Below are 22,521 nucleotides of genomic sequence, written 5' to 3' on the forward strand. Positions count from 1 at the left end.
AAGGACGGATCTCATGCAAACGGTGGGAATGGTGGCGACGGGAGTCGTCGCGGCGGCGGTCGTCGTCCTGGCGCTGATCGGAATCCGCTCGATTCCGGATATGCGCCGCTACCTGCGAATGCGGCGCATGTGAACAGCCGGGTGCTGGTCGCCGGAATCGGCAACATCTTTCTCGGCGACGACGGATTCGGCCCCGAGGTGGTGCGGCGGATACCCCCGGACCGCGAGGGTGGCGTGCGGGTGGTCGACTATGGCATCCGCGGCATGCACCTGGCCTACGACCTGCTCGATTCCTGGGATGCGCTGGTCCTCGTCGACGCGGTCCCGAATCGGGGCGCGGCGGGTCGCATCGAGGTGATGCGCGCTGAACCGGACCAGCAGGTGCGGGTGGATCTGGACGCCCACGGGATGGACCCGGCGGCGGTCTTCGCGGGGGTCCGGGCGCTGGGTGGGGTCGTGCCACCCACCGTGGTCGTCGGCTGTCAGGTGCTCTCGACCGAAGAGGGGATCGGGCTGTCCGAACCGGTGGCGGCCGCGGTGGACGAGGGCGCCGAGACCGTGGCGCGGGTGGTCGCGCAGTTGCGGATGTCGCGAACGGAGGTGTGATCGTGTGCCTCGGAATTCCGGGCCGGGTCGTGGAGATCGTCGACGGCTACGCGGGTCAGCTGGCTCTCGTCGACGTCTCCGGCGCCGAGCGCAAGGTGAATATCGGCCTGCTGGAAGACGATTCGGTAGGGCCGGGGGATTGGGTGATCATCCACATGGGCCTCGCGGTCGAGCGCACCGACGAGGCGGGTGCCCGCGAGGCGCTCGCCGGACTGCGACTGCTGAGCCGGGGCGAACCGTGAGTACCGAGGCGGGCCGAGCGGTGAGTACCGAGGCGGGCCGAGCGGTGGGCACCGAGGCGGGCCGAGCGGTGGGCACCGAGGCGGGCCGAGCGGTGGGCACCGAGGCGGGCCGAACCGTGCGCACCGGGCGCGCTCGGTGCCGGCTGGTGGTGCGCGGTGTGGTGCAGGGCGTGGGATTCCGGCCCTTCGTCTACAGCACCGCCGCCGAACTCGCGCTGACCGGCAGCGTCGCCAACGACAGCGACGGGGTGATCGTCGACATCGAGGGAACACCCTGGGCGCTGGCCGAATTCACCGATCGGGTGCGCCACCACCCGCCACCGCTGGCGGTGGTCGACTCCGTGGAGCGCACTGATCTGCCGGTGCGCGGCGGAACCGGATTCCGCATCGCCGGCACGACCCGCGGCAGCGGCCGCACCCTGGCCTCGCCCGATGTGGCGATCTGCGCCGACTGTGCGCGAGAGCTGGCCGATCCCGCCGACCGCCGCTACCGGCATCCGTTCATCACCTGTACCAATTGCGGGCCGCGATTCACCATCATCGCGAGTCTGCCCTACGACCGCGAGCGGACCTCGATGGCCGATTTCGCCATGTGCGAGCGCTGCGAGCGCGAGTACCACGATCCCGGCGATCGCCGCTTCCACGCCCAGCCGATCGCCTGCCCGGACTGCGGGCCCACCCTGCGCTACCGCGGTCCGGGAACCGGCGACCCCGTGGCCGCCGCCCGAAAGATGCTGCGCGCGGGCGGAATCGTGGCGGTCAAAGGGATCGGCGGCTATCACCTCGCCTGCGCCGCCGACGACGAGGATGCGGTGGCGCGACTGCGCGCGCGTAAACGCCGCGGCGCCAAACCCTTCGCCGTCATGGTCGCCGATCTGGCCGCGGCCCGCACCGTCGCACACGTCGACGCGGCCGCCGCGGCGATGCTGAGCGGACCCCAGCGGCCGATCGTGCTGCTCCCGCGCCGCGGGCACGCGCTGACGGATGCGGTGGCGCCGGGCCTTCGCGACCTCGGGGTGATGGCGGCCTACACCCCGCTGCACCTGCTGTTGTTCGGACTGCCCGGCGACTCGCCGGGTCCGCTCGCGCTGGTGATGACCTCGGCCAATCTCGGCGGCGAACCCCTCTGCTACACCGACGAGGACGCCGCGCGGCGGCTGCCGGAACTGGCCGACGCCGTGCTGGACCACGACCGCCGCATCCTCGTGCCCTGCGACGACTCGGTGGTCCGGCTGGTCGACGGCATCGAACTGCCGATCCGCCGCTCCCGCGGCTACGCGCCGCTGCCGCTGGCGCTGCCGCAGGAGTCGGCGCCCGTCCTCGCGGTCGGCGCGGACGTGAAGAACACCTGCGCGGTCGCCGAGGGCCGGTACGCGTGGCTGAGCCAGCACATCGGCGATATGGACGATCTGGCCACGCTGCGCGCATTCGGCGCCGCCGAACACCATCTGGAGGAACTGACCGGAGTGCACCCGGCGCGGCTGGCGGTCGACGCCCATCCCGGCTACCGCTCCAGCGCCTGGGCGCGCCGGGCCGCGGCCGGACGGCCGGTACACACCGTGCAGCATCACCACGCCCATATCGCGGCGGTGATGGGGGAACACGGTCTGCCCGGCTCGTCGACCGTCCTCGGAATAGCTTTCGACGGAACGGGTTTCGGCCCCGACGGGGCGATCTGGGGCGGTGAGGTGCTGGCCGCCGGGTACAAGGGATTCCGCCGCCTGGCCCATCTGGCCTATGTCGCACTACCGGGTGGTGACGCCAGCGTGCACCGGCCCTACCGGATGGCGCTGGCCCATCTGCACGCCGCCGGCATCCCGTGGGAGGAATCCATCGCCTCGGTCGCCGCGTGCCCGCCCGCCGAGCGGCGGGTCCTCGCACATCAACTCGGCACCGGGCTGGGCTGTGTTCCCACCTCGAGTATGGGACGGCTGTTCGACGCGGTGGCGTCGCTGGCGGGCGTGCGCCATGTGGTCGATTACGAGGCCCAGGCCGCCATCGAACTGGAGGCCCGCTCACGTGACGCGGATCCCGGATACGGCTATCGATTCGCGCTCGGCGCACCGGATCCCGATGGAGCCGTGCGAATCGATTCGGCTCCGGTGCTTGCCGCGGCGGTCGCCGACCTCGCGGGGGGAGCCGGTGCGGACCTCGTCGGCGCGCGCTTCCACGTCGCGGTCGCCGAACTCGTGGCCGCACTGGCGCGTCGGTTCGGCGAACCGGGTGTGCCGGTGGCCCTCTCCGGCGGCGTGTTCCAGAACGCGCTGCTGCTCTCGCTCTCGCGAAAACAGCTGCGGGACGAGGGTTTTCAGGTCATTACTCATCACAGAGTGCCACCCAACGACGGCGGCCTGGCATTCGGGCAGCTGCTCGCCGCCGGGGCTCGATGAGCGAAAGGAAGGAACCGATCATGTGCCTGGCAGTCCCGGGGAAGGTGCTCGACCTGTACGAGCGCGACGGCACGCTGATGTCGGTTGTCGACTTCGGCGGTGTCCACAAAGATGTGTGCCTGCAATACATTCCGGATGCCACGGTCGGCGACTACGTCGTCGTGCACGTCGGATTCGCCATTCAGCGCCTCGACGAGGAGTCGGCGCTGGCCACCCTGGCCGAATTCGAGCACCTCGGTGTATTGAACGAGGAATTCGGCGACGGATTCGCCATCGCCGCCCGGCAGTCCGGCCTTCCCGATCCCACCTCCGGCGCACCGTCGGAGCCCGCTCGCGACGACGAGGTGAACCGATGAAATACCTGGACGAATTCAGCAATCCCGAACTGGCTCAGCGCCTGCTCGAACGCATCCGGGCCGCGACCTCGCGCCGCTGGTCGATCATGGAAGTGTGTGGCGGGCAGACGCATTCGATCATCCGGCACGGTATCGATCAGCTGCTGCCGGATACGATCGAGATGATTCACGGCCCCGGCTGCCCGGTCTGCGTCACACCGCTGGAGGTGATCGACAAGGCGCTCGAGATCGCCGCCCGCCCGGAGGTCATCTTCTGCTCCTTCGGCGACATGCTGCGCGTGCCGGGCAGCTCCAAGGATCTGTTCCGGATCAAGAGCGAGGGCGGCGACGTGCGCGTGGTGTATTCGCCGCTGGACGCGCTCACCCTCGCGAAACAGAATCCCGACCGGCAGGTGGTGTTCTTCGGGATCGGCTTCGAGACCACCGCTCCGGCCAACGCGATGACGGTGTATCAGGCCCGGCGCCTGGGCATCGAGAACTTCTCGCTGCTGGTCTCGCACGTGCTGGTCCCGCCGGCGATCGCCGCCATTATGGAATCCCCGGACTGCCGGGTCCAGGCGTTCCTGGCCGCGGGTCACGTGTGCTCGGTGATGGGCATCGGCGAATACCCGCCGCTGGCGCGGAAGTACCGGGTTCCGATGGTGGTCACGGGATTCGAGCCGCTGGACATCCTCGAGGGTATCCGCCGCACGGTGATCCAGCTCGAACAGGGCCGCTGTGAGGTCGAGAACGCCTACCCGCGTGCGGTACCGGCCGAGGGCAATCCGGCCGCGAAGGCCATGTTGCAGGACGTCTTCGAGGTCACCGACCGCGGCTGGCGCGGCATCGGCGTCATTCCCCGCAGCGGGTGGCGGCTCTCGCCGCGCTATCGCGACTACGACGCCGAATACCGATTCAGCGTCGGCGATATCCACACCGCCGAATCGTCGGTCTGCCGCTCGGGAGAGGTCCTGCAGGGGCTGATCAAGCCGACCGATTGCGCGGCGTTCGGCACCCGCTGCACACCGCGTAACCCGCTGGGCGCCACGATGGTGTCCTCCGAGGGCGCCTGCGCCGCCTACTACCTGTATCGCCGCCTGGATCTGCCGGCGGAGGTGGCTCATGCTTGACCACGCCGGAACCTCCACTCCGCCACCGGTATTCGACGCCGGCAGCTGGGTGTGCCCGCTGCCGCTGCGGGATTCGCCGGCGATCGTGATGGCGCACGGCGGCGGGGGTGCGATGTCGGGCGAGCTGATCGAGCATCTGTTCCTGCCCGCGTTCGGCGCCGCCGCGGACGCCGCACTCGGGGATGCGGCGGTGGTCGAGGTCGGGGCCGCCAGGCTGGCCTTCTCCACCGATTCGTTCGTGGTGAAACCGCTCGTCTTTCCCGGCGGCACGATCGGCGAGCTGGCGGTCAACGGCACCGTGAACGATCTGGCCATGGCGGGTGCGCAGCCCCTGGTGCTGTCGACGGCGTTCATCCTGGAAGAGGGCACCGAGCTGGCCGATATCGCGCGGGTCGCCGAAGCCATGGGCGCCGCCGCTGTCACGGCCGGGGTGAAGTTGGTGACCGGCGACACGAAAGTGGTCGATTCCGGCCACGGGGACGGCATCTTCGTCAACACAGCGGGCATCGGGCTGGTGCCGGCGGGGGTCGACATCCGCCCCCAGCGCGCTCGGCCGGGCGACGTCGTGCTGATCAGCGGTGATATCGGCGTGCACGGGGTGGCGGTGATGAGTTGCCGCGAGGGCCTGGAATTCGGCACCACCGTGCGCAGCGACACCGCCGCGCTGAACGGTCTGGTAGCCGCGGTTCTCGAGACCGGCGCCGATGTGCACATGCTGCGCGATCCCACCCGCGGCGGGGTCGCGGCGACGCTGAACGAGATCGCGAGATCGGCGCATGTCGGTGTGCGGCTGGACGAACGCGCCCTGCCGATCCCGGACGCGGTCCGCGATGCCTGCGGATTGCTGGGACTGGATCCGCTGTACGTGGCCAACGAAGGGAAGGCGGTCGCGTTCGTCGCCGCCGAGGACGCGGACCGCGCACTGGCGGCCATGCGGGCGCATCCGCTGGGCGCGCGGGCCTGTGCGATCGGCGTCTGCGTCGACGAACATCCCGGGATGGTGGTCGCGCGCACCGCCCTCGGCGGTACCCGGGTGGTGGATCTGCCCGCCGGCGAACAGCTTCCGCGGATCTGCTGAGCGTCCGGTGGGGCGCAGGCGGGAGACACGATGCGGCCGTCGGTGACGATATCGCCCGCCCGGAGGTGGGCACGAGACCGTCGCGGCCGGCGCCGCGACGTGATCGGTATGGCCGTGACCGTGGCCGCGCTGCACGTCGCGGGGTGGGGGCTGCTGGCCGCCCTGATCGTCCCGGGCGACTATGCGGTGGGCAACATGGTGTTCGGCGCGGGATTGGGCGTGACCGCCTACACGCTGGGGATGCGGCACGCCTTCGACGTCGACCATATCGCCGCCATCGACAACACCACCCGCAAGCTGGTGGGCGAGCGCAAACAACCGCAGTCGGTCGGATTCTGGTTCTCGCTGGGACATTCCACCGTCGTCTTCGTCATGGTCGGTGCGCTGGCACTGGGCGCTCGGGTACTGGCATCCGGTGTCGAAGACGACGGTTCCGGCCTGCGGCGCTGGACCGGCACGTTCGGCAGCGGCGTCTCGGGAACCTTCCTGTTGCTCATCGGCCTGCTGAACCTGGTGTCGCTCATCGGTATCGGACGAGCGCTGCGCCGGGGCGAGGGCGACGAGCGAGACCTGGATTCCCGGCCGCACGCGCGCGGGGCCCTGAACCGGGTGCTGGATCCGCTGGTTCGCGCGGTTCGCAGGCCGGGGCAGATGTATCCGATCGGGGTGCTGTTCGGGCTGGGATTCGACACCGTCACCGAGGTGAGTCTGCTGGTGCTCGCCGGTGGCGCGGCGGCGGACACCGACCTGCCCTGGTACGCGATCGTCGTTCTGCCGCTGCTGTTCTCGGCCGGGATGACGCTGTTCGACTCGCTGGACGGGGCGTGCATGAACGCGGCCTACGGCTGGGCCTGCGCCGCGCCGGCCCACAAGATCTACTACAACCTGCTGGTGACCGGGCTCTCGGTCGCGGTGGCCCTGGTGATCGGCGCTCAGGAAATCGTCTCCGTGGTGACCGGCGCACTGGGCATCACCTCCGGTCCGCTGGCCTGGATCGGCGGCCTTGATCTGGGGGCGATGGGATTCGTCGTGGTGGCCTTGTTCGTGGTGACCTGGCTGCTCGCTCTGCTGCTGTGGCGACGTGGGGAAACATGAGCGGGCCGCAGATGTTCGCGCGGTACGCCTACGCGCCGAACGCGCTGGGCTACTGCGGACCGGCCGACGCCCCCGCGCTGGCCGGCGGATCCGATGGCGAGATCCGGGCCGTGGCACGACGCTTCTCCGGAGCCTGGCCGTATCTGCGGGTGCTGTCGTCGATGACCGGTATCGCCGATCCGCTCGACGCGCGGCTGGTCGAATCCTATTGGCTCGGTGGGGGAGTCGGCGCCGGCATCGACAGGACGGAGTTCCTGTCGGAGCTGTTGTCGGTGATCGGACCGATCGCGGGCGGGTACTGGTGTCATCTGGGCCCGGAGCTGGCTCCGGAAAGCGCGCCCAATCACAACTTCCATGTGTTCGGCATCTATCCGTGGACCCGTCTGCTCGGCCGGGGTCCTGCGGACCTGCCGCTGCGCGTGCTCGACAACTGCCGGATCACCTGGGCGCGGGTCTGCGCACGAGACGCCACCACCGCGACGATGTCCGTGCGCCGGCTGCGCTGGAGCGATTCCCAGCTGTCGCTCTCGGCAGCGACGCCGCGCCGCATCGAACTGGCCGGTGCGGGCATCGATGCCGCCGATATCGAAGTGGGCGACCATCTCGCGCTGCACTGGGACCACATCTGTGGCCGGCTCGACCCCACCGGAGTCGACCGGCTCAGGGCCGCGACGGCTTGGCAATTGGCGGCCACGAACCGCCGGCTGGACCCGCACTCCTCGACACCGGCCGCCCGGCGCTCGCAAGCCTCGTGACCGCGATGCCGATCACGCCTCGCGCAACGTTCGCTGCCGGGTGATCTGGGCATCGATGACCGCACCGAGCAGAATCGCGAAGTTGGTGAGCCACAGCCACATCAGCAGGACGACCGCCGCGGTCAGCGACCCGTATACCCGATTGAGCGAGTCGAAATGGGCGGCATACAGCGCCAGTCCGGCCGAACCCGCGATCCAGATGCCCACGGCGATCACGCTTCCGGGGGTCAGCCAGCGCAACCGCTGGCCCTCGGTGTTCGGCGCGACCCAATACAGCAGCGCCAGTGCGACACTCACCAGCAGGGCCAGCAGCGGCCACTTCACGATGGACCAGACGAGCAGGCCCGCCGAACCCATTCCGATCCGGTTGCCGGCGTGTTCGGCGAGGCCCGGGGTGATGGCGAAGCCGAGCACGGTGACCACCACGGCGACCACCAGCACCAGACCCAGCGCGAAACGCAATGGCAGTGTGCGCCACAGGGATCGGCTCTCCCGCACCCCGTAGAGGGCGTTGGCCGCCCGGATGAACGCTCCCAGGTAGGTCGATACGGTCCAGAACGCCGACAGCAGGCCCACAACCGCCATCGGACCGGACAGCGACTCGACCGACTGCAGATGACGAATCGACTCGGCGATCAGTGACGTGCCGCCGCCGGGCCCCAGCCGCCCGGCCGCGCCCGCGAGCGAGTCCGCGGGGGCGGGTCCGGCGACACTCAGCACCACGATGGCGATCTGCCGGTGCCGCGTATTTCCGCTGCAGTGCCCCGCGGTCCCGCCGCGCGACGGCTATCCCGACCACCGGCACGTTCGTGTGTCGTGGGGTGCGCGGTCGGGGCCGGGCGCTCGCCTATTCCGCGCCCGCGTCGGTGGTGGATGCGGCGGCGACGCGTTCGAGTGCCCGGAGGTCCTTCTCGATGACCTCGTAGCACACGTAGGCGAGCATGAAGCCGATGATGCCGCCGACGCACAGGACGCGGACCGCCCAGATGATGGACTCGATATCCGGCGCCGGCAGGAACGTGATGCCCGTGACGCCGACCAGCGGTACGGCGGCGGCCGCGGTGAGGTAGATGCCGGTCCGCCGGGCGAGCCGGCGCAGGTGTTCGACGTCGGCCGCGGCGGACCGTCCGTGGGCCAGGAAGACCGGGTACAGAAACCGCACCACGTACCAGGTGATCGCGAAGTACGGGTAGGCCAGTGCGACGGCACCGCAAACGACCAGTGACAGCAGGAAATGCGTGTAGGTGCCACGCGGAACGCCGCCGGCGACGAGATTCAGCATCACCGGGAATATCACGCCGCCGGATAACCAGAACACGAAGGCGATGGCGGCCACCCGGTTGCCGAGCCGCAACGCATCGATGCGCGCGCTCGTGAGTACGGCGTCGGGATAGTCACGCCCGTTGTGCAGTCCGATGGACACCTCGATGAGGTGGCGCGCGGTGTAGAGGATCAGGAGGGTGGCCGCCGCGATGGCCAGCGGATACAGCACCTGGGCCACATCGTGGAAGGACCGCTGGATCTCGGGCGTGAGTTTGCTGACGATCAGTGTTTTATTGTAGTAGTAGTTGTACCATGCGGCGGCCAGATTGGGCACGGCGATCGCGATCGCGAGAATGGGTATCGGCCACAGCGGCCCACGCGGCCGGTGGCTGTCCGGCGGTGCGTCGACCAGCTCCCGGGCACGCGGGTCGAGGCAGAGCTCGAATTGCTGGGCCAGTTCCGCGCCGTTGGCCCAGCGATCGGTGCGCCGCGGTGCCAGGCAGGTCAGCAGCACGCGGCGCAGCGAGGCCGGGCAGTCGGTGGGAAGGTCGTCGAGGAATTGCGGCGCGATCGGGCGGCGGCGCAGGTCGAGGAGCTGTTCGACCGCGTCCTGCGAATCCTTCGCCGCGGTCGGCCGAAACGGTCGTCGCCCGGTCAGCAACTCCCACAGCATGACCCCCAGAGCGTAGATATCGCTGCGTGTGTCGAGGTCGTCCACCGTGCCGGGCAACTGCGGGTGGCTCGCCTCGAGATGTTCGGGCGACATGTAGGCCAGCGATCCACCGAAGTACGCCACCGGATTGCTGCCCGCGACGTGGTCGCTGAAGCTGATGTTGAAGTCGGCCAGTTTGGGTGCGGCGTCGGCGGAGAGCAGGACGTTGGCCGGTTTGATATCGCGATGCAGCACACCACGTCGTTCGGCGTAGTCGAGGGCCTCGGCGAGCCGGCGTCCGAGCCACGCCACGGTCTCCGGCCAGGACAGGGCCGCGATCTCCTCCCGCGCGCGACTGCTCGAGGTGGGGATCTCGCCCTTGTCCGCCAACGCCTCATCGACGGCGTCCAGCAGCAGCCGCCCACTGCGCCGCTCCGGCGCCGTCGCGCGGACCCGCGTCAGCACCGCGGCCAGCGTGCCACCCGGAACGTATTGCATGTACAGCAGTTTCAGTGCCCGGTCCGGCAGCACCCGCTGGTCGTACACCCGGATGATGGATTCGTGATCCAGTTGAGCCAGGGTCTGGGGTTCGGTGCCGTGGTCCGCGGAGATCTTCACCGCCACCAGTCGCTGCATCGACCGCTGCCGGGCCAGGAACACCTGGGCGAAAGCGCCGTGGCCCAGCTCCAGCAGCAGATCGAAATCGTCGATCCGGTCGCCGGGCTCGAGATCGGCGGCGGGGGACGCGTTCGGCCGCGGTCTGGTCGCGCCGGCGGACTGCTCGGCCGCGGTGGGGTGCGGCGCGGTATCCACCGCCCGATCGGCCGACGGGTCGAAGGCGGCGGTGGCATCGCCTTCCGGTCGAGCGCCCATGTGCTGGTCACTCCGGGATGAGACGTCGAGACATGGTGAATTTTATCGCGCCCCGGATGGCGAATCGGCCGGTCTGGGATCGTGTGGCGGGACGGTTATCCGACAGCGATATCCGTCCGTCTCGAGGGTACGTATCTTCGATTGCCCCGGACGTCCGCCCGGCTCGGCGGATACGACCGGACCGTCCGGCGGACCATCGTGTCCGTTATCGCCGACCATCTCCGCCGCGGCGTGCGCCGCAGCTGGTCGCGCGCCACATTCGATTTCCGCAATGCTCGGCTCGAGGATGCCGATTTCACCGATGCGGTTTTCGGCGGCCCTGCGATATTCGAATGCGCGAACTTCACGGGCATCACCCGATTCGACGGCGCGACATTCTCCGCCGACACCCATTTCCAGGCCGCTACCTTCGGCACCGTGTGGTTCCGGGAGGCGATGTTCACCGATCGCGCCAGATTTTTCGGGGCCCGATTCGTGCGGGCCCGGTTCGACGGAACCACCTTCCGCGGCAGCGCCCAATTCCCACTGGCGGTCTTCTCCGGCGACGCCCGATTCCACCGGGCGGCCTTCCACGGCGGGGCATACTTCGACAGCGCGCAGTTCCGCGGCCATGCCGACTTCGGCGCCGCGTGCTTCACCGGGCCGGCCCGGTTCGACGGGGCCGCGTTCACCATCGGCAGTTCCTTCGAACGCGCCCGATTCCACGACCGGATGCCCACGGAGCAGCCATCGGCCGAAGCATCGGCCGAAGCGGCTCGGTCGTTCGCCGCACCGGCCCCGCACGACGGGCTCGCCCACCGGATGCCGGTCGCCGCATGCCTGTAGCGCCACCGCCTCCGCGGCGGAAACAATCGGCCCCGCTCGGGCTGCCGATGTCGTGGTTGGCTTCGCCGATCCTGGGTAGTAGCTCGGACGACGGTACTCGTACGGGCTGGGAGGTCCGGTGTTTCAGGCGTTGATCGGTGTGGTGTCAGGAGCCGGCCGGACGGGGACGGCTCTCATCGGCGGCTCGGCGCGGCTGCCCGTGCGCGCGGTGACTGCGGCGCAGACCGCGCTGCGGCTGACCGAGGTGGCCGACGATATCGCCACGCAGTTGCAGCGCGACGTGCGGTCGTTGCTGAACCCGGCGCTGCGCCGGGACGAGAGGCGGATCGCCGCCGTCGAGGATCGTGTGATCGTGGAGGTGCGGGGCCTGCGGTCGGAGCGCAGCGAGCGAGTCGCGGAGGCAGTGCATCGGCGAGTGGGCTCGCTGCCGGGTGTGCATTGGACGCGGGTGAACGCGGTGACCGGGGATGTGGTTGCCGCGGTTCGCGACGATGCGGTGGTGCCCGGACTGGTGGACGCGGTCGCCGCGGCCGAGGAGGACGCCGGCGTCGCCGATACCGTCTGGGACCCGAGTGCGGAACATCCCGCCGATCTGGAACCCGTTGTGTCGGCGGCGATTTCACTGGCCGGTGATCTGATCTCCGCCGGCGTCACCGTTGTCGGAGCGGCCATTCCCGGGCGCAACGGCGTGGAGACGCTGCAGTCGCTGGTCGCGCTGGCAGACTCGCAGCCGCGGATCCGGCGGCTGTTGGAACAGCGTCTCGGCCGGGCCCGCACCGATCTGCTGCTCGCCACCGCCAACGCGCTGGCGCAGGCCGCCGGTGAGAGCCCCGCGAACGTCCTGGTCGATGCGCTGCACCGAGTGCTGGCCGTCACCGAACACGGTGTGCGCCATGCCCGTTGGCGTTTGTGGGAGGTCGAGCACGGCCACCGCCGGGCCCGCGATATCGTGCACTCCCCGCCATATCGGCAGCGGCCGGTCGTACTGCCGCCCGGCCCGGTCGAGCGGTGCGCGGACGAGGCGTCGGCCGCCGCCGCCGCCGGAGCCACCGCCGTCGCCGCCGGGCAGGGCCTGTCCTCGGTCGGTCGCGCCTTGTCGCTCGCCGCGCCGAAGGCCGCGCGGGCGAGCCGGGAGAGTTTCGCGGCGACGGTGTCGTCAGTGCTGGCCGCGTCCGGCGTGCTGACGATGGATCCGTCGGTGTGGCGGCGGCTGGATCGCTTGAGCGCCTTGGTGATCGACGGGGCCGTGCTGTACGGAAGTGGCCGTCTGGTACTCGATGCCGAAACCGCTGCCGAGACCGGCGAAACCACACCGTCGGATGCCGCGGAGTCCGACTGGACCACGGCCCGGGTGTGGAACGCCGCTCAGCGACTGTTGTGGTCGAGCCCCGGCGCGGCAAGACCTGCGCCGCCGGATACCGGCGACCTTCGGCTGCGGCCGGATCCGGACCGCAACCGCTCCGACTCGATTCCCGGTTGGTACGACGTGTGCGCCGGAACGGCCGTGGTGGGCCGGGTCCTGATCGGCCGCGAACTCGATCCGCGCGCCCGGACGCTGATGCTCACCGCCCGGGCCTCGGGCCTGAAGGTGGTGGTGCGCGGACAACGTGACGCGGTCGAATTACGGTCCCTGGCAGACGAATTCGTCGAACGTGCGGGGCCGGCGGCGGAGTTGGTGCGGCGGTTGCAGTCCGACGGGCATGCGGTGGGCCTGGTCGCCACCGACGCCGCCGAGGATCTGAACTGCGCGGATGTGGCCATCGGCGTGAGCCGGATCAGCGCCGTCGAGGTCGAGGCGATGCCGTGGGCGGCGGATGTGGTCTGCGGCGACCTCGATCAGGTGATGCGGGTGCTGCTGACGGTGGCTCCCGCCCGGCAGGTCAGCGAGCGCGGTCGCGTCCTCGCGCTCTCGGCGTGTTCGCTCGCGGGCCTGCTGCTGGCCGCGGGCCGCTCACGCGACGCGTGGCCGGTGACCGCGGCGCAGGCCAGCGGACTGATGCAGGGTGCGTGGACGGGCGTGCAGGCCGCGCGCGGCCGGCTCCCCGAGTCGGGCGCACCGCTGGTTCCCTGGCACAGTCTCGAACCCGACGAAGTGCTGACGCGGCTGCCGGAACCCGACCGTGACGAGCTACCTCCCGCGCGGTCGTGGACCGCACCGCTGACAAGCATTCCCGCGCACCTGTCTCCGGCGACGCGTTTTCTCGCCACCGTGCGCCGCGAGCTGGCCGATCCGCTCACTCCCATTCTCGGTGTCGGCGCCGCGGCGTCGGCGGTGCTGGGCTCACCCGGCGACGCCGCACTGGTGGCCGGCGTGGTGGCGGTCAACGCGGTGGTGTCGGCATTACAGCGGCAACGCGCCGAGAACGCGCTGCGCGACCTGATCGCGCACGAGCGCATCACCGGCCGCCGCGTCGATCGCGCCGCGCTCGACCACGATCCCGAGCCGCCCAGCGAATCGGTGCCCGGCACGGCCTTGGCGGTCGGTGATGTGATCGCACTGCGCACCGGCGACGTCGTTCCGGCGGATGCGCGGCTGCTGCGAGCCGAAGACCTGGAGGTCGACGAATCGGCGCTGACCGGCGAATCGGTCACGGTGCCCAAGGACAGCCCCGCCACTCCCGGAGCGGACCTCAACCAGCGGCGCTGCATGGTGTACGAAGGCAGCACGATCGTCAACGGCGCCGCGGTGGCGGTGGTCGTCGCGGTGGGGTGCGACACCGAAACCAACCGCGCCGCCGCCGTCGCCGTGCCGCCACGCCTGGGCGGAGTACAGGCGCAGTTGCGTGCGCTCAGCGATCAGGCGCTGCCGCTGACACTCGGCGGCGGTTCCCTCGTCACGGCGCTGGGATGGTTGCGGGGACAGCACATTCGCGCGGCCATCGCCGACGGGGTCGCGGTCGCGACGGCCGCTGTGCCGGAAGGACTTCCGCTCGTCGCCACGGTGGCGCAGCTGGCCGTCGCCCGGCGCCTGTCGCGCCACGGCCTGCTGGTGCGGGCCAGCCGGACGGTGGAGGCCCTGGGCCGGGTGCACACCATCTGCTTCGACAAGACCGGAACGCTCACCTACGGCCGCCTGCGGCTGACCACCCTGGCCGACCTCGATCACCAGTGGTCGCCGGAGGACGACGACCCGCGCGCCCGCCGATTGCTGCGGGCCGCGGCCCACGCCTGCCCCGACCCTGCCGAGGGCCCGATCGTGCACGCCACCGATCAGGCGGTGCTCGACGCCGCCGAACGGCTCGCCCCGGACGAACGCTGGGACACGATCGAGGAACTGCCCTTCGAATCGAACCGCGGATATGCCGCGACGCTGGGGCAGACGCGGCGGCGGCACTGGCGGCTGATCGTGAAGGGGGCCCCGGAGATCGTGCTCGCCCGCTGCACCGCGATCCGGACCCGGCACGACGGTGCCGATCGCGACGAACCGATGTCCGCCGGCCATCGGCGCGACGCCGACCGAATGATTCATCGCATGGCCGAGCGCGGGCTGCGGGTACTGGTGGTCGCCCGGCGGGATCTGTCCGCGGCACCGGGTGATGTGGTGAGCGCGGTCGAGAAGCTCACCCTCCTCGGCTTCATCGGGCTCGCCGACACCGCGCGTCCGCAGGCGCGCCCGCTCGTCGGCGCGTTGCAGCGCAACGACATTCGCGTGCGCATGATCACCGGCGACCATCCCGTCACCGCCGCCGCCATCGCCGCCGATCTGGGTATCGCCGCCGATCCCGTGGTGACGGGGAGCGATCTGGCCGAACTCGACGATGCCGCCCAGTCGGAGCTCATCGCGCGCAGCAACGTCTTCGCCCGCGTCAGCCCCCAGCAGAAGGTTCGCATCGTCACCACCTTGCAGCGGCGCGGCGAGGTGGTCGCCATGGCCGGGGACGGCGGCAACGACGCGGCCGCGATCCGCACCGCCGACGTCGGCATCGGACTCACCGCCCAGGGGTCGACCGCCGCGCGCAATGCCGCCGATCTGGTGCTGACCGATCCCGACCCACTGGTGCTGCTGCATGCGCTGATCGAGGGCCGTGGCATGTGGCGGCACGTCAGCGATGCGGTCGGCATCCTGGTCGGCGGCAATGCCGGTGAGGTCGCTTTCACGGTCCTCGGCACCGCGCTCGCGGGCCGGGCCCCGCTGGGCACCAGGCAATTCCTGCTGGTCAACATGCTCACCGACATGTTCCCTGCGATGGCCGTCGCACTGGCGACCGAGCGGTCCGGCGACGAGGAGCCGACCGGCCACCAGGAGCGCGCCGATCTGCTCGCCGAACAGCTCGCCGCCCGGCCTCGCACCGATATCGCGGCGGATCTGCGTCGCACGATCGTGATCCGCGGCTCCACTACCGCGGCCGCCTCGACGGTGGCGTGGTCGATCGCCCGCTGGACCGGTACCGAGCGCCGGGCGGCGACCGTCGCCCTGGTCGCACTGGTGGGCACCCAGCTCGGGCAGACCGTTCTGGCCGCGCGTCACAGCCCGCAGGTGTGGCTCACCGCGGCCGGTAGTGCGGCTTTCCTGGGCACGGTCGTCATGACGCCCGGACTGTCGACGTACTTCGGTTGCCGTCCCCTCGGGCCGGTCGGCTGGTCCACCGCGCTCACCTCGGCGGCGACCGCGACCGCCGTGGGCGCCCTCCTGCCCTCCCGCCGGCCGACCGCGCCGGATCAGCCCACTGTCGTGCTGGAACAGCACGCCGACACGGTGGTACGGGCGGCCGGGGACGGCGTCGGCGCGACCCTCACCCGCCGCGCCCGAACGGTGGTGTCCCCGAGTGGCTGATCGCTCCGGCGGCAGCGGTGCCGAAACGGTGTCGGTCAGTCGCCGCGGTTCTTCTGCAGACGTGCGATCTCGTCGCCCCATACGGATTGCGACCCAGCATCGCCGACGCGGTAGGTCTGCACGATCGACGCGATGGCGACGACCACGGCGAGGACGGCGACGGTCACCGTGACCAGGGTGCGGAGATCGGCGCCGCGGCGCTCGGCGAGGTGAAGTCCGGTCAACGCCACCGCGACGACCAGCAGGGCGATGGCGAAATAGAGCATCGTCTCACCGCGTTCGGCGTGCTCGCGCAGGATTTCGTCGGGATTGCGACGCAAGTTGTACAGCCATTGGCCGGCATGAATGGTGATCGGCGTCAGGACCATGACGATCACCGCGAGTGTCAGCGTCAGCCACACCAGATGGCCGCGGCGTGCGGCCGGCCACAGCGCGGACACGATTTCCAGGATCGCGGTCAACGGCACCAGGACCACGATGAAATGAACGAACAGCACGTGCGCGGGCAGGTTGTGGATGACGGTCACCGGGGCTCCTCGGTCACTCGCGGTTGTCGTGGCGCCGACGACCGCCCCGAACCCGCCGACGCCACAGTCGCACCGAGCATAGCCATCGGAGCCGCGGATTCGGCGGATTACTCGCCACCCGATCGGTGCGCCGCGGCAGGGAGACCCGATCGGGTGCGCGGATGGCCGCGCCGGTTGTCACCGTCGATCTCGTCCGCTGGGCCCGCACTGGCGTCGAACCGGGAGACGCGCATCTCCCACCAGTAGGTCGCCGCGACGGTGCCGTATGCGATGGTGACGGCCGCGGCGATGCCGGCGCCGCCGGTCAGCGTGCGCATCATCGGTACGAGATCTTCCTCCTCTCCGTGTGGTCGCAGGCACGGCGGGTGGGACGCATGACGGTGTCCCACCACGACTGCAGGGGGCTGGGGTCGGGCCAGTGCACGACCGCATCCGGATCGAGGTCGCGAGTATGGTCAGAAGGCGAGGCAGTCGTAGTCGTCATCGGCGTGGGGGAGGGTCCAGGACTGATCGATGCGGTCGGCGGTGTCGAAGGCGTCGCGGATGCGGGCGGCGAGCGGATGCACCCCGGCGAAGTCCGGGCCGGTGTCGCGGTCGCGGGTGTCGGCCAAGGCGTGCTGGTCGGCGTCGCTGCCGGCGGGAAACACGCTCATGACGGGGCTCCTTCCTCGAGCGATCACCGGCGCGGCGGCGCCGGTGGGGATCGGAAAAGCCGACCGAGTCAGGCCGTAATCGTCTGCCGGTCGCTGTCGACCCGGTCCACGCTGATCTTGCGTGGTTTGGCCTTGTCCGCCACCGGGATTCGCAACCGGAGTACACCGTCGCGGTAGTCGGCGCGAATGTGATCGGTGTCGAGGCTGTCGCCCAGCATCACCTGACGGCGGAACACCCCGCGAACGCGTTCGGCCGCGATCATCGACCTGCCCGCGTCCACGTCCGGGCGCGATGCCCGCACGGTGACCACATTGCGTTCGATATCCAAATCCAGCGAATCGGGGTCGATGCCGGGTAGATCGAACTCCACCACGAACTCGTCGCCCTCGCGCCAGGCGTCCATCGGCATCACTACCGGTCGAGCCTGCGTGCCGAACACCTGCTGCATCCAACGGTCCAGATCACGAAACGGATCGGTGCGCATCAGCATGGTCGCCACCTCCAGTTCACTCCTTATATCACTCGAAGGAACCTAAGATAACCTCTCTTATCTGAGAGAGATTTATTTAGCACTCTAGTCAGGAGAGTGCAAGGAGTGGCGAGAGATAAACTGGTTGCCGCACTAGAAGGGAGCAGGATGGATTCAGATCGGCGCGATGGACATCTGCCGGGTTCGGGCCAGGCGGTGTATCCGATATCGGTGGCTGCCGAGCTGGCCGGTATCGAAATCCACACCCTGCGCCTGTACGAGCAACACAGCCTGATCACCCCTGCTCGCAGCGCCGGCGGGACCAGGCGGTACAGCGGGGACGACCTCGCCCGGCTCCAGCGCATCACCGCCCTCACCCGCCAGGGCATCCACCTGTCGGCCATCGCGCGGATTCTCGACCTCGAGGACGACAACAGCGCCCTGCGCGCCCACAACACCGCCCTGACCGTCGAACGCGACCATCTGCGTGACACGATCACGCGGCAGCAGCCACCGCCCTGACCCGCCGCGCGAATCGCACCGCGTCAGAACATGATCGGATAGGTGGGGTCCTTGCCGGGCGGCGGCAGCGGTGCCGTCCAGGAGACCCTGCCACTGGGGAAGACGCGGCAGCAGCCGCCGATGGCGCGGGCCCGGCCGTGCACCGTCGCCACTGTGGCCGCCGGAAGTGCGTTGGACGTCGTGGTGCCGGTGGTGTCCAGGGTGTCGATGGTGACGGTGAGTATGTCGGCCACGGTGACGGTGACGACGACCGCCGCGACGCCCGCGTGTGCGACGACGGCGGCGACGGTATCGGCGACCACGGCTTCGACATGGTCGGCCAGCGTGTCCGGCACCTGCTCCGCCGATCCGGTCAGAGCGACGATGCTGCGCAACTGGGTGTGACCGATACAATGCTGCACCGCCCGCTCGACGCGCTGGAGCAGGCCGGCGCCACGGGGTAGCGGGGTGAGGCCGCGACTGCCGTCCGCTCGGCATGGCGTACTGGATACCACGTCGGCGCTCGGGCATTTCGGGTCCGCGCGCTCGGACCGGAGCATCGCGTCGACCAATTCGAAGGCCTGCGACAACGCGTTCCGCACCGCGACGTGGGCGATTGGATCGTTGTCGTTGCGGCCAGTGGGGATGGGAGCCATGGATGGCGTGACCTCTTCGTACCGACACACAGCGAACCGACCCTGCGTATAGAGCCGAGGACGTCGTGTGCAGAATGACCGGTATCGGCCACGGCTAAACCGCAAGTCGCGACTCGCGTCGTGAGGTATCGGACACAATGGGCTGCCGACCATATCCCGCTGATCGTATCCCGACCTGGTCACGTGTCCGAGTAGTGTCTGGAGTTCGGCACACCGATGACCGATCGGACCCGGATGCGTCATACAGGTATGGATCAGAAAGTGGAGGCGGCGCGCGAGGGTGACCAGGTCGCGTTCGCGCATCTGGTCGAGCCGTTGCGGCACGAGTTGCAGGTGCACTGTTACCGCATGCTCGGCTCGGTCGAAGACGCCGAGGACGCCGTGCAGGAGACCCTGTTGCGGGCATGGTCGCGGCTGGACTCCTATGCGGGGCGCGCTCCGCTGCGTGCCTGGTTGTACGGCATCGCGACCCATACCTGCCTGGACGCGCTGCGGCGGCGCAAGACACGGGCGTGGCCGGTCGATCTGGCCGGCCCCGCGGACCCGCATCGTTACGAGCTGGCCTCGGTGGACGTGCCGTGGCTGCAGCCCTATCCCGATCGGTTGCTGGACATGGGCGCCGCCCCAGGGGAGGGACCGGAGGCGGTCGTCACCGCCCGGGAGACAGTCGAGCTGGCGTTCCTGGCCGCGATCCAGCGACTGCCCGCGCGACAGCGCGCCGTTCTGATCCTGCGGGACACGCTGGACTGGTCGGTTGCCGACACCGCCGCCGCACTGGGAGTCAGCCGGGCGGCGGTCAACAGCGCGCTGCAACGGGCCCACGCCACCCTGTCGGAACATCTTCCCGCACAACGAGATCGGTGGCGTCCCGCCTCGACCGCATCCGAACGCCGGGCGTTGGCGAAGCTGATCACCGCATGGGAGAGCGCCGATCCGGCCGCACTCGTCGCCCTGCTGCGCGAGGACGCCACGCTGATCATGCCGCCGGGCACGGTCTGGTTCGCCGGTCGCCGCGACATCGGCGCATTTCTCGCCGACCACGTCTTCGGTGAGATGGGCAGCGGCTGGCGGCTCCTGCCGACGGGAGCCAACCGGCAACCGGCGTTCGGACTGTACTGGCGCGAACCGGGCGCGGACGCATTCGATGCCTTCGCCATCGGGGTGCTGACGGTCAACGGCGATTCGCTGGCCGAGATCGCCCTGTTCCACCAGCCGGAGCTGTTCGCCGCGTTCGCGTTGCCGTCCGCCCTGCCGTCTCAGGGCTGATGAACTCTCGGCGCGTGCGGCGCTGGAGCGTGGTCCTGCAGCCGGGGGACGCCCTCGATTACCTCGCCGCCGACTGGGCCGACGCCCTTGTCATGGTGACCAGCGGCGAACTGGAGCTGGAATGCCACAGCGGCCGGCGGGCCCGATTCGCCGCCGGGGCGGTCCTCGCCCCCGCCGCCGTGCCGGTGCGACGGCTGCTCAATCCCGGCCCCGAGCCGCTCGTGCTGTCCGCGGTGACGCGCCGACGCCACCGATGACGGATCGGGCCGGCGTGCGTCACACAGGTGGACACATCGAACACACCGAGTAGGAGCACATCATGTCCGTCTCAACCACTCTGGCCGGCAAGGCGGTCCTCGTCACCGGCGCCGGGCGCGGTCTCGGTCGCGCACTCGTCGACGAGGCGCTGCACCGCGGTGCGGACCGGGTGCACGCCGCCGCCCGCCGGCCGGTCGAGCATCCGGATCCGCGGGTCACTCCGGTGCGGCTCGACATCACCGATCCCGAACAGATCCGCGCGGCCGCCGAGGCGGTCGGCTCGCTCGACGTCCTGGTGAACAACGCCGGCGTCTCCACGCCGGACGACCTGACCGACGCGGCCGCCATCGAGGCCCATCTGGCGGTCAACCTGTTCGGTACGTATCGGGTCACCCAGGCCTTCCTCCCGCGATTGCGCGAATCCCGAGGGGCTGTGGTGAATGTGCTCTCGCTGGCCGCGCTGGCGACCGTGCCGGTCACCCCGGCATACGCCATCTCCAAGGCCGCCGCCTTCTCGATGACGCAGTCGCTGCGGTTCCTTTCGGCCGCGCACGGTGTCGGCGTGCACGCCGTACTGCCCGGCCCGGTGGATACCGACATGATCCGCGGATGGGACATTCCCAAAGCCGAGCCCGCGGCGGTGGCCCGCGCCATCCTGTCCGGTCTCGCCGACGGCCGGGACGAGATCTTCCCCGACCCGATGTCCGCGGCGATCGCGACCGGGTGGGACGACGGAGTCGTCAAGAGCCTGGAGCGAGCGAACGCTGCTTCCGTACAGGCAGTGGCGGTGGCGTCATGACTGCCTCCCGCCGCACGATGGTCGTCGGTGGCAGCCGCGGCCTGGGCCAGGGCATCGCCACCGCGTTCGCGCGCGCCGGTGCGGAGGTCGTGGCCGTGGCGCGCACGGAGTCCGCACTGCGGGAACTGGCCACCGAGACCCCGGGCATCGACATCGAGGTCGCCGACGCGGCCGATCCGACCGTGCCGGCGGCACTGCTCGACCGCCACCGTCCGGACACGCTCGTCATCGTGGCGGGTGCCGCCCCGCTCATGCGGCCGCTGCACCACCACACCTGGGAGACGTTCTCGGCGAACTGGAATACCGACGTGCGCATAGCCTTTCACTGGTTGCGTGAAGCCCTGCTGACTCCGCTGCCGCCCGGCGGTCGCGTGATCGTCGTCAGCAGCGGCGCCGCCGTCAACGGTTCGCCGCTCAGCGGCGGGTACGCCGGTGCCAAGGCGACGCAGCGGTTCATCACCGGATACGCCCAGGACGAGGCCCGGCGCGCCGGCTCGGACATCACTTTCACGGCGGTCCTGCCGCAGATCACTCCGGCTACGAGCCTCGGCCTGCCCGCGGTGCGCGCCTACGCGGCCCGCGCCGGCCAGAGCGTGCAGGAGTACATCGATCGGCTGGGTGAGCCGCTCACTCCCGAGATCGCCGGGGCGGCCCTGCTTGAACTCGCCTCCGCCGATGAACCCGCGGCGTCCTATCGGCTCACCGCCGAGGGGCTGACGGCACTGTCATGACCGTGCGCGCGGACGTTCCATACCTCGACCGAACGAAAGAAGAGAACCGGCATGCGCAAGCTCATCGCGGCGATGAAGATTTCGGTGGACGGGAAATACGAAGGGGCGCAGGGATATGCGGACTGGGTGCACGGCTGGTCCGATGATTACGGCCTGACGCCGCAGATCGACGCCTGTGTGCTCGGCGGGCGGATGTACGACGGATACGAACCGTATTGGACGGCGATCGGCGACGACCCGGACAAGCCCCTGCCCGAGACCGGCTCGGCGCCGACCCCAGGCGAGCTCGAATGGGCCGAATTCGCCCGTCGCACACCGCATTACGTCGTCTCGGCGTCACGGAGTGCGGCCACGTGGCCGAATACGCGATTTCTCCGCGGCCTCGACGACGTGGCGGCACTGAAAACGCAACCCGGACACGACATCTACCTCATGGGTGGCGCCGCCCTCACCGCCGCCGCGCTCGACGCGGGCCTGGTGGACGAGATACGACTGATCGTCTACCCGCTCATCGTGGGAAAGGGCCCGGCCCTGTTCGAGGCCGCGCGTGTGCGTCATCCACTGGAGCTCCGGAAGTTCGAGCAACTGCCCGACGGCCGGTTGAGTTACGTCTACCGCATCGGCTGACCGGCATCGAACGCC

24 protein-coding genes are annotated in these 22,521 nt (G+C 70.0%); 17 read left to right on the forward strand and 7 right to left on the reverse strand.

What is annotated here, in order from left to right:
- Nucleotides 1–13: 13 nt before the first annotated feature.
- The 9 genes from C5E41_RS36195 to C5E41_RS16565 all read left to right on the forward strand — a co-directional run bounded on the left by C5E41_RS36195 (nucleotide 14) and on the right by C5E41_RS16565 (nucleotide 7,631).
- Complete coding sequence (locus C5E41_RS36195) at nucleotides 14–133, forward strand: DUF6893 family small protein (protein WP_439956437.1); 120 nt, start codon at nucleotides 14–16, stop codon at nucleotides 131–133.
- Nucleotides 130–606 carry a hydrogenase maturation protease gene (locus tag C5E41_RS16530; protein WP_104376725.1) on the forward strand — a complete coding sequence of 159 codons (477 nt, stop codon included), beginning with the start codon at nucleotides 130–132 and terminating at the stop codon, nucleotides 604–606. Before C5E41_RS36195 ends, C5E41_RS16530 begins: the two co-directional genes overlap by 4 nt.
- 2 nt (nucleotides 607–608) lie before the next feature.
- Nucleotides 609–848 (forward strand): HypC/HybG/HupF family hydrogenase formation chaperone, encoded by a 240-nt coding sequence (locus tag C5E41_RS16535; protein ID WP_104376820.1) that lies wholly within the window; start codon nucleotides 609–611, stop codon nucleotides 846–848.
- 116 nt (nucleotides 849–964) lie between these two features.
- Entirely contained in the window at nucleotides 965–3,238 is a 2,274-nt protein-coding gene (hypF, locus tag C5E41_RS16540) for a carbamoyltransferase HypF (RefSeq protein ID WP_104376822.1), read from the forward strand.
- A gap of 20 nt (nucleotides 3,239–3,258) precedes the next feature.
- Nucleotides 3,259–3,594, forward strand: a complete 336-nt coding sequence (locus C5E41_RS16545) for a HypC/HybG/HupF family hydrogenase formation chaperone (RefSeq protein WP_104376821.1) — start codon at nucleotides 3,259–3,261, stop codon at nucleotides 3,592–3,594.
- On the forward strand, nucleotides 3,591–4,703 hold the full coding sequence (gene hypD / locus C5E41_RS16550) for a hydrogenase formation protein HypD (protein WP_104376726.1): 1,113 nt from the start codon (nucleotides 3,591–3,593) through the stop codon (nucleotides 4,701–4,703). Before C5E41_RS16545 ends, hypD begins: the two co-directional genes overlap by 4 nt.
- Nucleotides 4,696–5,781, forward strand: coding sequence for a hydrogenase expression/formation protein HypE (hypE, locus tag C5E41_RS16555; protein WP_104376727.1), 1,086 nt, complete (start codon nucleotides 4,696–4,698; stop codon nucleotides 5,779–5,781). Before hypD ends, hypE begins: the two co-directional genes overlap by 8 nt.
- Before the next feature lie 30 nt (nucleotides 5,782–5,811).
- Nucleotides 5,812–6,876 carry a HoxN/HupN/NixA family nickel/cobalt transporter gene (locus C5E41_RS16560; protein ID WP_219823177.1) on the forward strand — a complete coding sequence of 355 codons (1,065 nt, stop codon included), beginning with the start codon at nucleotides 5,812–5,814 and terminating at the stop codon, nucleotides 6,874–6,876.
- Complete coding sequence (locus C5E41_RS16565; RefSeq protein WP_258081020.1) at nucleotides 6,873–7,631, forward strand: DUF6390 family protein; 759 nt, start codon at nucleotides 6,873–6,875, stop codon at nucleotides 7,629–7,631. Before C5E41_RS16560 ends, C5E41_RS16565 begins: the two co-directional genes overlap by 4 nt.
- Nucleotides 7,632–7,643: 12 nt before the next feature.
- Here the strand turns inward: C5E41_RS16565 and C5E41_RS16570 are convergent, their stop codons facing one another.
- Both C5E41_RS16570 and C5E41_RS16575 read right to left on the reverse strand, forming a co-directional pair.
- Entirely contained in the window at nucleotides 7,644–8,354 is a 711-nt protein-coding gene (locus tag C5E41_RS16570) for a YihY/virulence factor BrkB family protein (RefSeq protein WP_181063275.1), read from the reverse strand.
- 124 nt (nucleotides 8,355–8,478) lie between these two features.
- Complete coding sequence (locus tag C5E41_RS16575) at nucleotides 8,479–10,419, reverse strand: serine/threonine-protein kinase (RefSeq protein WP_104376730.1); 1,941 nt, start codon at nucleotides 10,417–10,419, stop codon at nucleotides 8,479–8,481.
- A 141-nt stretch (nucleotides 10,420–10,560) separates the two neighbouring features.
- Between C5E41_RS16575 and C5E41_RS16580 the strand changes: the two genes are divergently transcribed.
- Together C5E41_RS16580 and C5E41_RS16585 are read left to right on the forward strand one after the other, a co-directional pair.
- A complete protein-coding gene (locus C5E41_RS16580) occupies nucleotides 10,561–11,244 on the forward strand; it encodes a pentapeptide repeat-containing protein (RefSeq protein ID WP_146097578.1) in 684 nt (227 codons plus the stop codon).
- Nucleotides 11,245–11,362: 118 nt separating this feature from the next.
- Nucleotides 11,363–16,018, forward strand: coding sequence for a cation-translocating P-type ATPase (locus C5E41_RS16585; protein ID WP_104376732.1), 4,656 nt, complete (start codon nucleotides 11,363–11,365; stop codon nucleotides 16,016–16,018).
- Between the two features lie 35 nt (nucleotides 16,019–16,053).
- Here the strand turns inward: C5E41_RS16585 and C5E41_RS16590 are convergent, their stop codons facing one another.
- The 4 genes from C5E41_RS16590 to C5E41_RS16605 form a co-directional block, all read right to left on the reverse strand.
- Complete coding sequence (locus tag C5E41_RS16590) at nucleotides 16,054–16,545, reverse strand: DUF2231 domain-containing protein (protein WP_104376733.1); 492 nt, start codon at nucleotides 16,543–16,545, stop codon at nucleotides 16,054–16,056.
- 107 nt (nucleotides 16,546–16,652) lie between these two features.
- Nucleotides 16,653–16,865 (reverse strand): hypothetical protein, encoded by a 213-nt coding sequence (locus C5E41_RS16595; RefSeq protein WP_146097579.1) that lies wholly within the window; start codon nucleotides 16,863–16,865, stop codon nucleotides 16,653–16,655.
- Nucleotides 16,866–17,000: 135 nt separating this feature from the next.
- Nucleotides 17,001–17,198 (reverse strand): hypothetical protein, encoded by a 198-nt coding sequence (locus tag C5E41_RS16600; RefSeq protein ID WP_104376735.1) that lies wholly within the window; start codon nucleotides 17,196–17,198, stop codon nucleotides 17,001–17,003.
- 68 nt (nucleotides 17,199–17,266) lie between these two features.
- Nucleotides 17,267–17,704: an Hsp20/alpha crystallin family protein gene (locus tag C5E41_RS16605; protein ID WP_308706070.1), complete on the reverse strand. Its 438-nt coding sequence runs from the start codon at nucleotides 17,702–17,704 to the stop codon at nucleotides 17,267–17,269.
- 132 nt (nucleotides 17,705–17,836) lie between these two features.
- On the opposite strand from C5E41_RS16605, the gene C5E41_RS16610 reads away from it, so the two are divergent.
- Nucleotides 17,837–18,190: a MerR family transcriptional regulator gene (locus tag C5E41_RS16610; protein WP_104376736.1), complete on the forward strand. Its 354-nt coding sequence runs from the start codon at nucleotides 17,837–17,839 to the stop codon at nucleotides 18,188–18,190.
- A 23-nt stretch (nucleotides 18,191–18,213) separates the two neighbouring features.
- Here C5E41_RS16610 and C5E41_RS16615 read toward each other — a convergent pair whose 3' ends face one another.
- The gene (locus tag C5E41_RS16615) at nucleotides 18,214–18,825 is read right to left on the reverse strand and encodes a hypothetical protein (protein WP_104376737.1); all 612 of its coding nucleotides are present in this window, start codon (nucleotides 18,823–18,825) and stop codon (nucleotides 18,214–18,216) included.
- Between the two features lie 249 nt (nucleotides 18,826–19,074).
- On the opposite strand from C5E41_RS16615, the gene C5E41_RS16620 reads away from it, so the two are divergent.
- The 5 genes from C5E41_RS16620 to C5E41_RS16640 all read left to right on the forward strand — a co-directional run bounded on the left by C5E41_RS16620 (nucleotide 19,075) and on the right by C5E41_RS16640 (nucleotide 22,506).
- Nucleotides 19,075–20,091, forward strand: coding sequence for an RNA polymerase subunit sigma-70 (locus tag C5E41_RS16620; RefSeq protein WP_104376738.1), 1,017 nt, complete (start codon nucleotides 19,075–19,077; stop codon nucleotides 20,089–20,091).
- Complete coding sequence (locus C5E41_RS16625; protein ID WP_104376739.1) at nucleotides 20,091–20,348, forward strand: hypothetical protein; 258 nt, start codon at nucleotides 20,091–20,093, stop codon at nucleotides 20,346–20,348. Before C5E41_RS16620 ends, C5E41_RS16625 begins: the two co-directional genes overlap by 1 nt.
- Nucleotides 20,349–20,410: 62 nt before the next feature.
- The gene (locus tag C5E41_RS16630; RefSeq protein WP_104376740.1) at nucleotides 20,411–21,148 is read left to right on the forward strand and encodes an SDR family NAD(P)-dependent oxidoreductase; all 738 of its coding nucleotides are present in this window, start codon (nucleotides 20,411–20,413) and stop codon (nucleotides 21,146–21,148) included.
- The gene (locus tag C5E41_RS16635) at nucleotides 21,145–21,879 is read left to right on the forward strand and encodes an SDR family NAD(P)-dependent oxidoreductase (protein WP_104376741.1); all 735 of its coding nucleotides are present in this window, start codon (nucleotides 21,145–21,147) and stop codon (nucleotides 21,877–21,879) included. Before C5E41_RS16630 ends, C5E41_RS16635 begins: the two co-directional genes overlap by 4 nt.
- 51 nt (nucleotides 21,880–21,930) lie before the next feature.
- Nucleotides 21,931–22,506: a dihydrofolate reductase family protein gene (locus C5E41_RS16640; RefSeq protein WP_104376742.1), complete on the forward strand. Its 576-nt coding sequence runs from the start codon at nucleotides 21,931–21,933 to the stop codon at nucleotides 22,504–22,506.
- Nucleotides 22,507–22,521: the final 15 nt, after the last annotated feature.

This window comes from Nocardia nova, assembly GCF_002933465.1.
Classification (GTDB): Bacteria; Actinomycetota; Actinomycetes; order Mycobacteriales; family Mycobacteriaceae; genus Nocardia; species Nocardia nova_B.

Coding starts and splice junctions, on each gene's coding strand:
- C5E41_RS36195 (WP_439956437.1), top strand. CDS start 14: ATGCAAACGGTGGGAATGGTGGCGACGGGAGTCGTCGCGGCGGCGGTC.
- C5E41_RS16545 (WP_104376821.1), top strand. CDS start 3,259: ATGTGCCTGGCAGTCCCGGGGAAGGTGCTCGACCTGTACGAGCGCGAC.
- hypD (WP_104376726.1), top strand. CDS start 3,591: ATGAAATACCTGGACGAATTCAGCAATCCCGAACTGGCTCAGCGCCTG.
- hypE (WP_104376727.1), top strand. CDS start 4,696: ATGCTTGACCACGCCGGAACCTCCACTCCGCCACCGGTATTCGACGCC.
- C5E41_RS16560 (WP_219823177.1), top strand. CDS start 5,812: ATGCGGCCGTCGGTGACGATATCGCCCGCCCGGAGGTGGGCACGAGAC.
- C5E41_RS16565 (WP_258081020.1), top strand. CDS start 6,873: ATGAGCGGGCCGCAGATGTTCGCGCGGTACGCCTACGCGCCGAACGCG.
- C5E41_RS16575 (WP_104376730.1), bottom strand. CDS start 10,419: ATGGGCGCTCGACCGGAAGGCGATGCCACCGCCGCCTTCGACCCGTCG.
- C5E41_RS16595 (WP_146097579.1), bottom strand. CDS start 16,865: ATGATGCGCACGCTGACCGGCGGCGCCGGCATCGCCGCGGCCGTCACC.
- C5E41_RS16600 (WP_104376735.1), bottom strand. CDS start 17,198: ATGAGCGTGTTTCCCGCCGGCAGCGACGCCGACCAGCACGCCTTGGCC.
- C5E41_RS16610 (WP_104376736.1), top strand. CDS start 17,837: ATGGATTCAGATCGGCGCGATGGACATCTGCCGGGTTCGGGCCAGGCG.
- C5E41_RS16615 (WP_104376737.1), bottom strand. CDS start 18,825: ATGGCTCCCATCCCCACTGGCCGCAACGACAACGATCCAATCGCCCAC.
- C5E41_RS16620 (WP_104376738.1), top strand. CDS start 19,075: ATGGATCAGAAAGTGGAGGCGGCGCGCGAGGGTGACCAGGTCGCGTTC.
- C5E41_RS16625 (WP_104376739.1), top strand. CDS start 20,091: ATGAACTCTCGGCGCGTGCGGCGCTGGAGCGTGGTCCTGCAGCCGGGG.
- C5E41_RS16630 (WP_104376740.1), top strand. CDS start 20,411: ATGTCCGTCTCAACCACTCTGGCCGGCAAGGCGGTCCTCGTCACCGGC.
- C5E41_RS16635 (WP_104376741.1), top strand. CDS start 21,145: ATGACTGCCTCCCGCCGCACGATGGTCGTCGGTGGCAGCCGCGGCCTG.
- C5E41_RS16640 (WP_104376742.1), top strand. CDS start 21,931: ATGCGCAAGCTCATCGCGGCGATGAAGATTTCGGTGGACGGGAAATAC.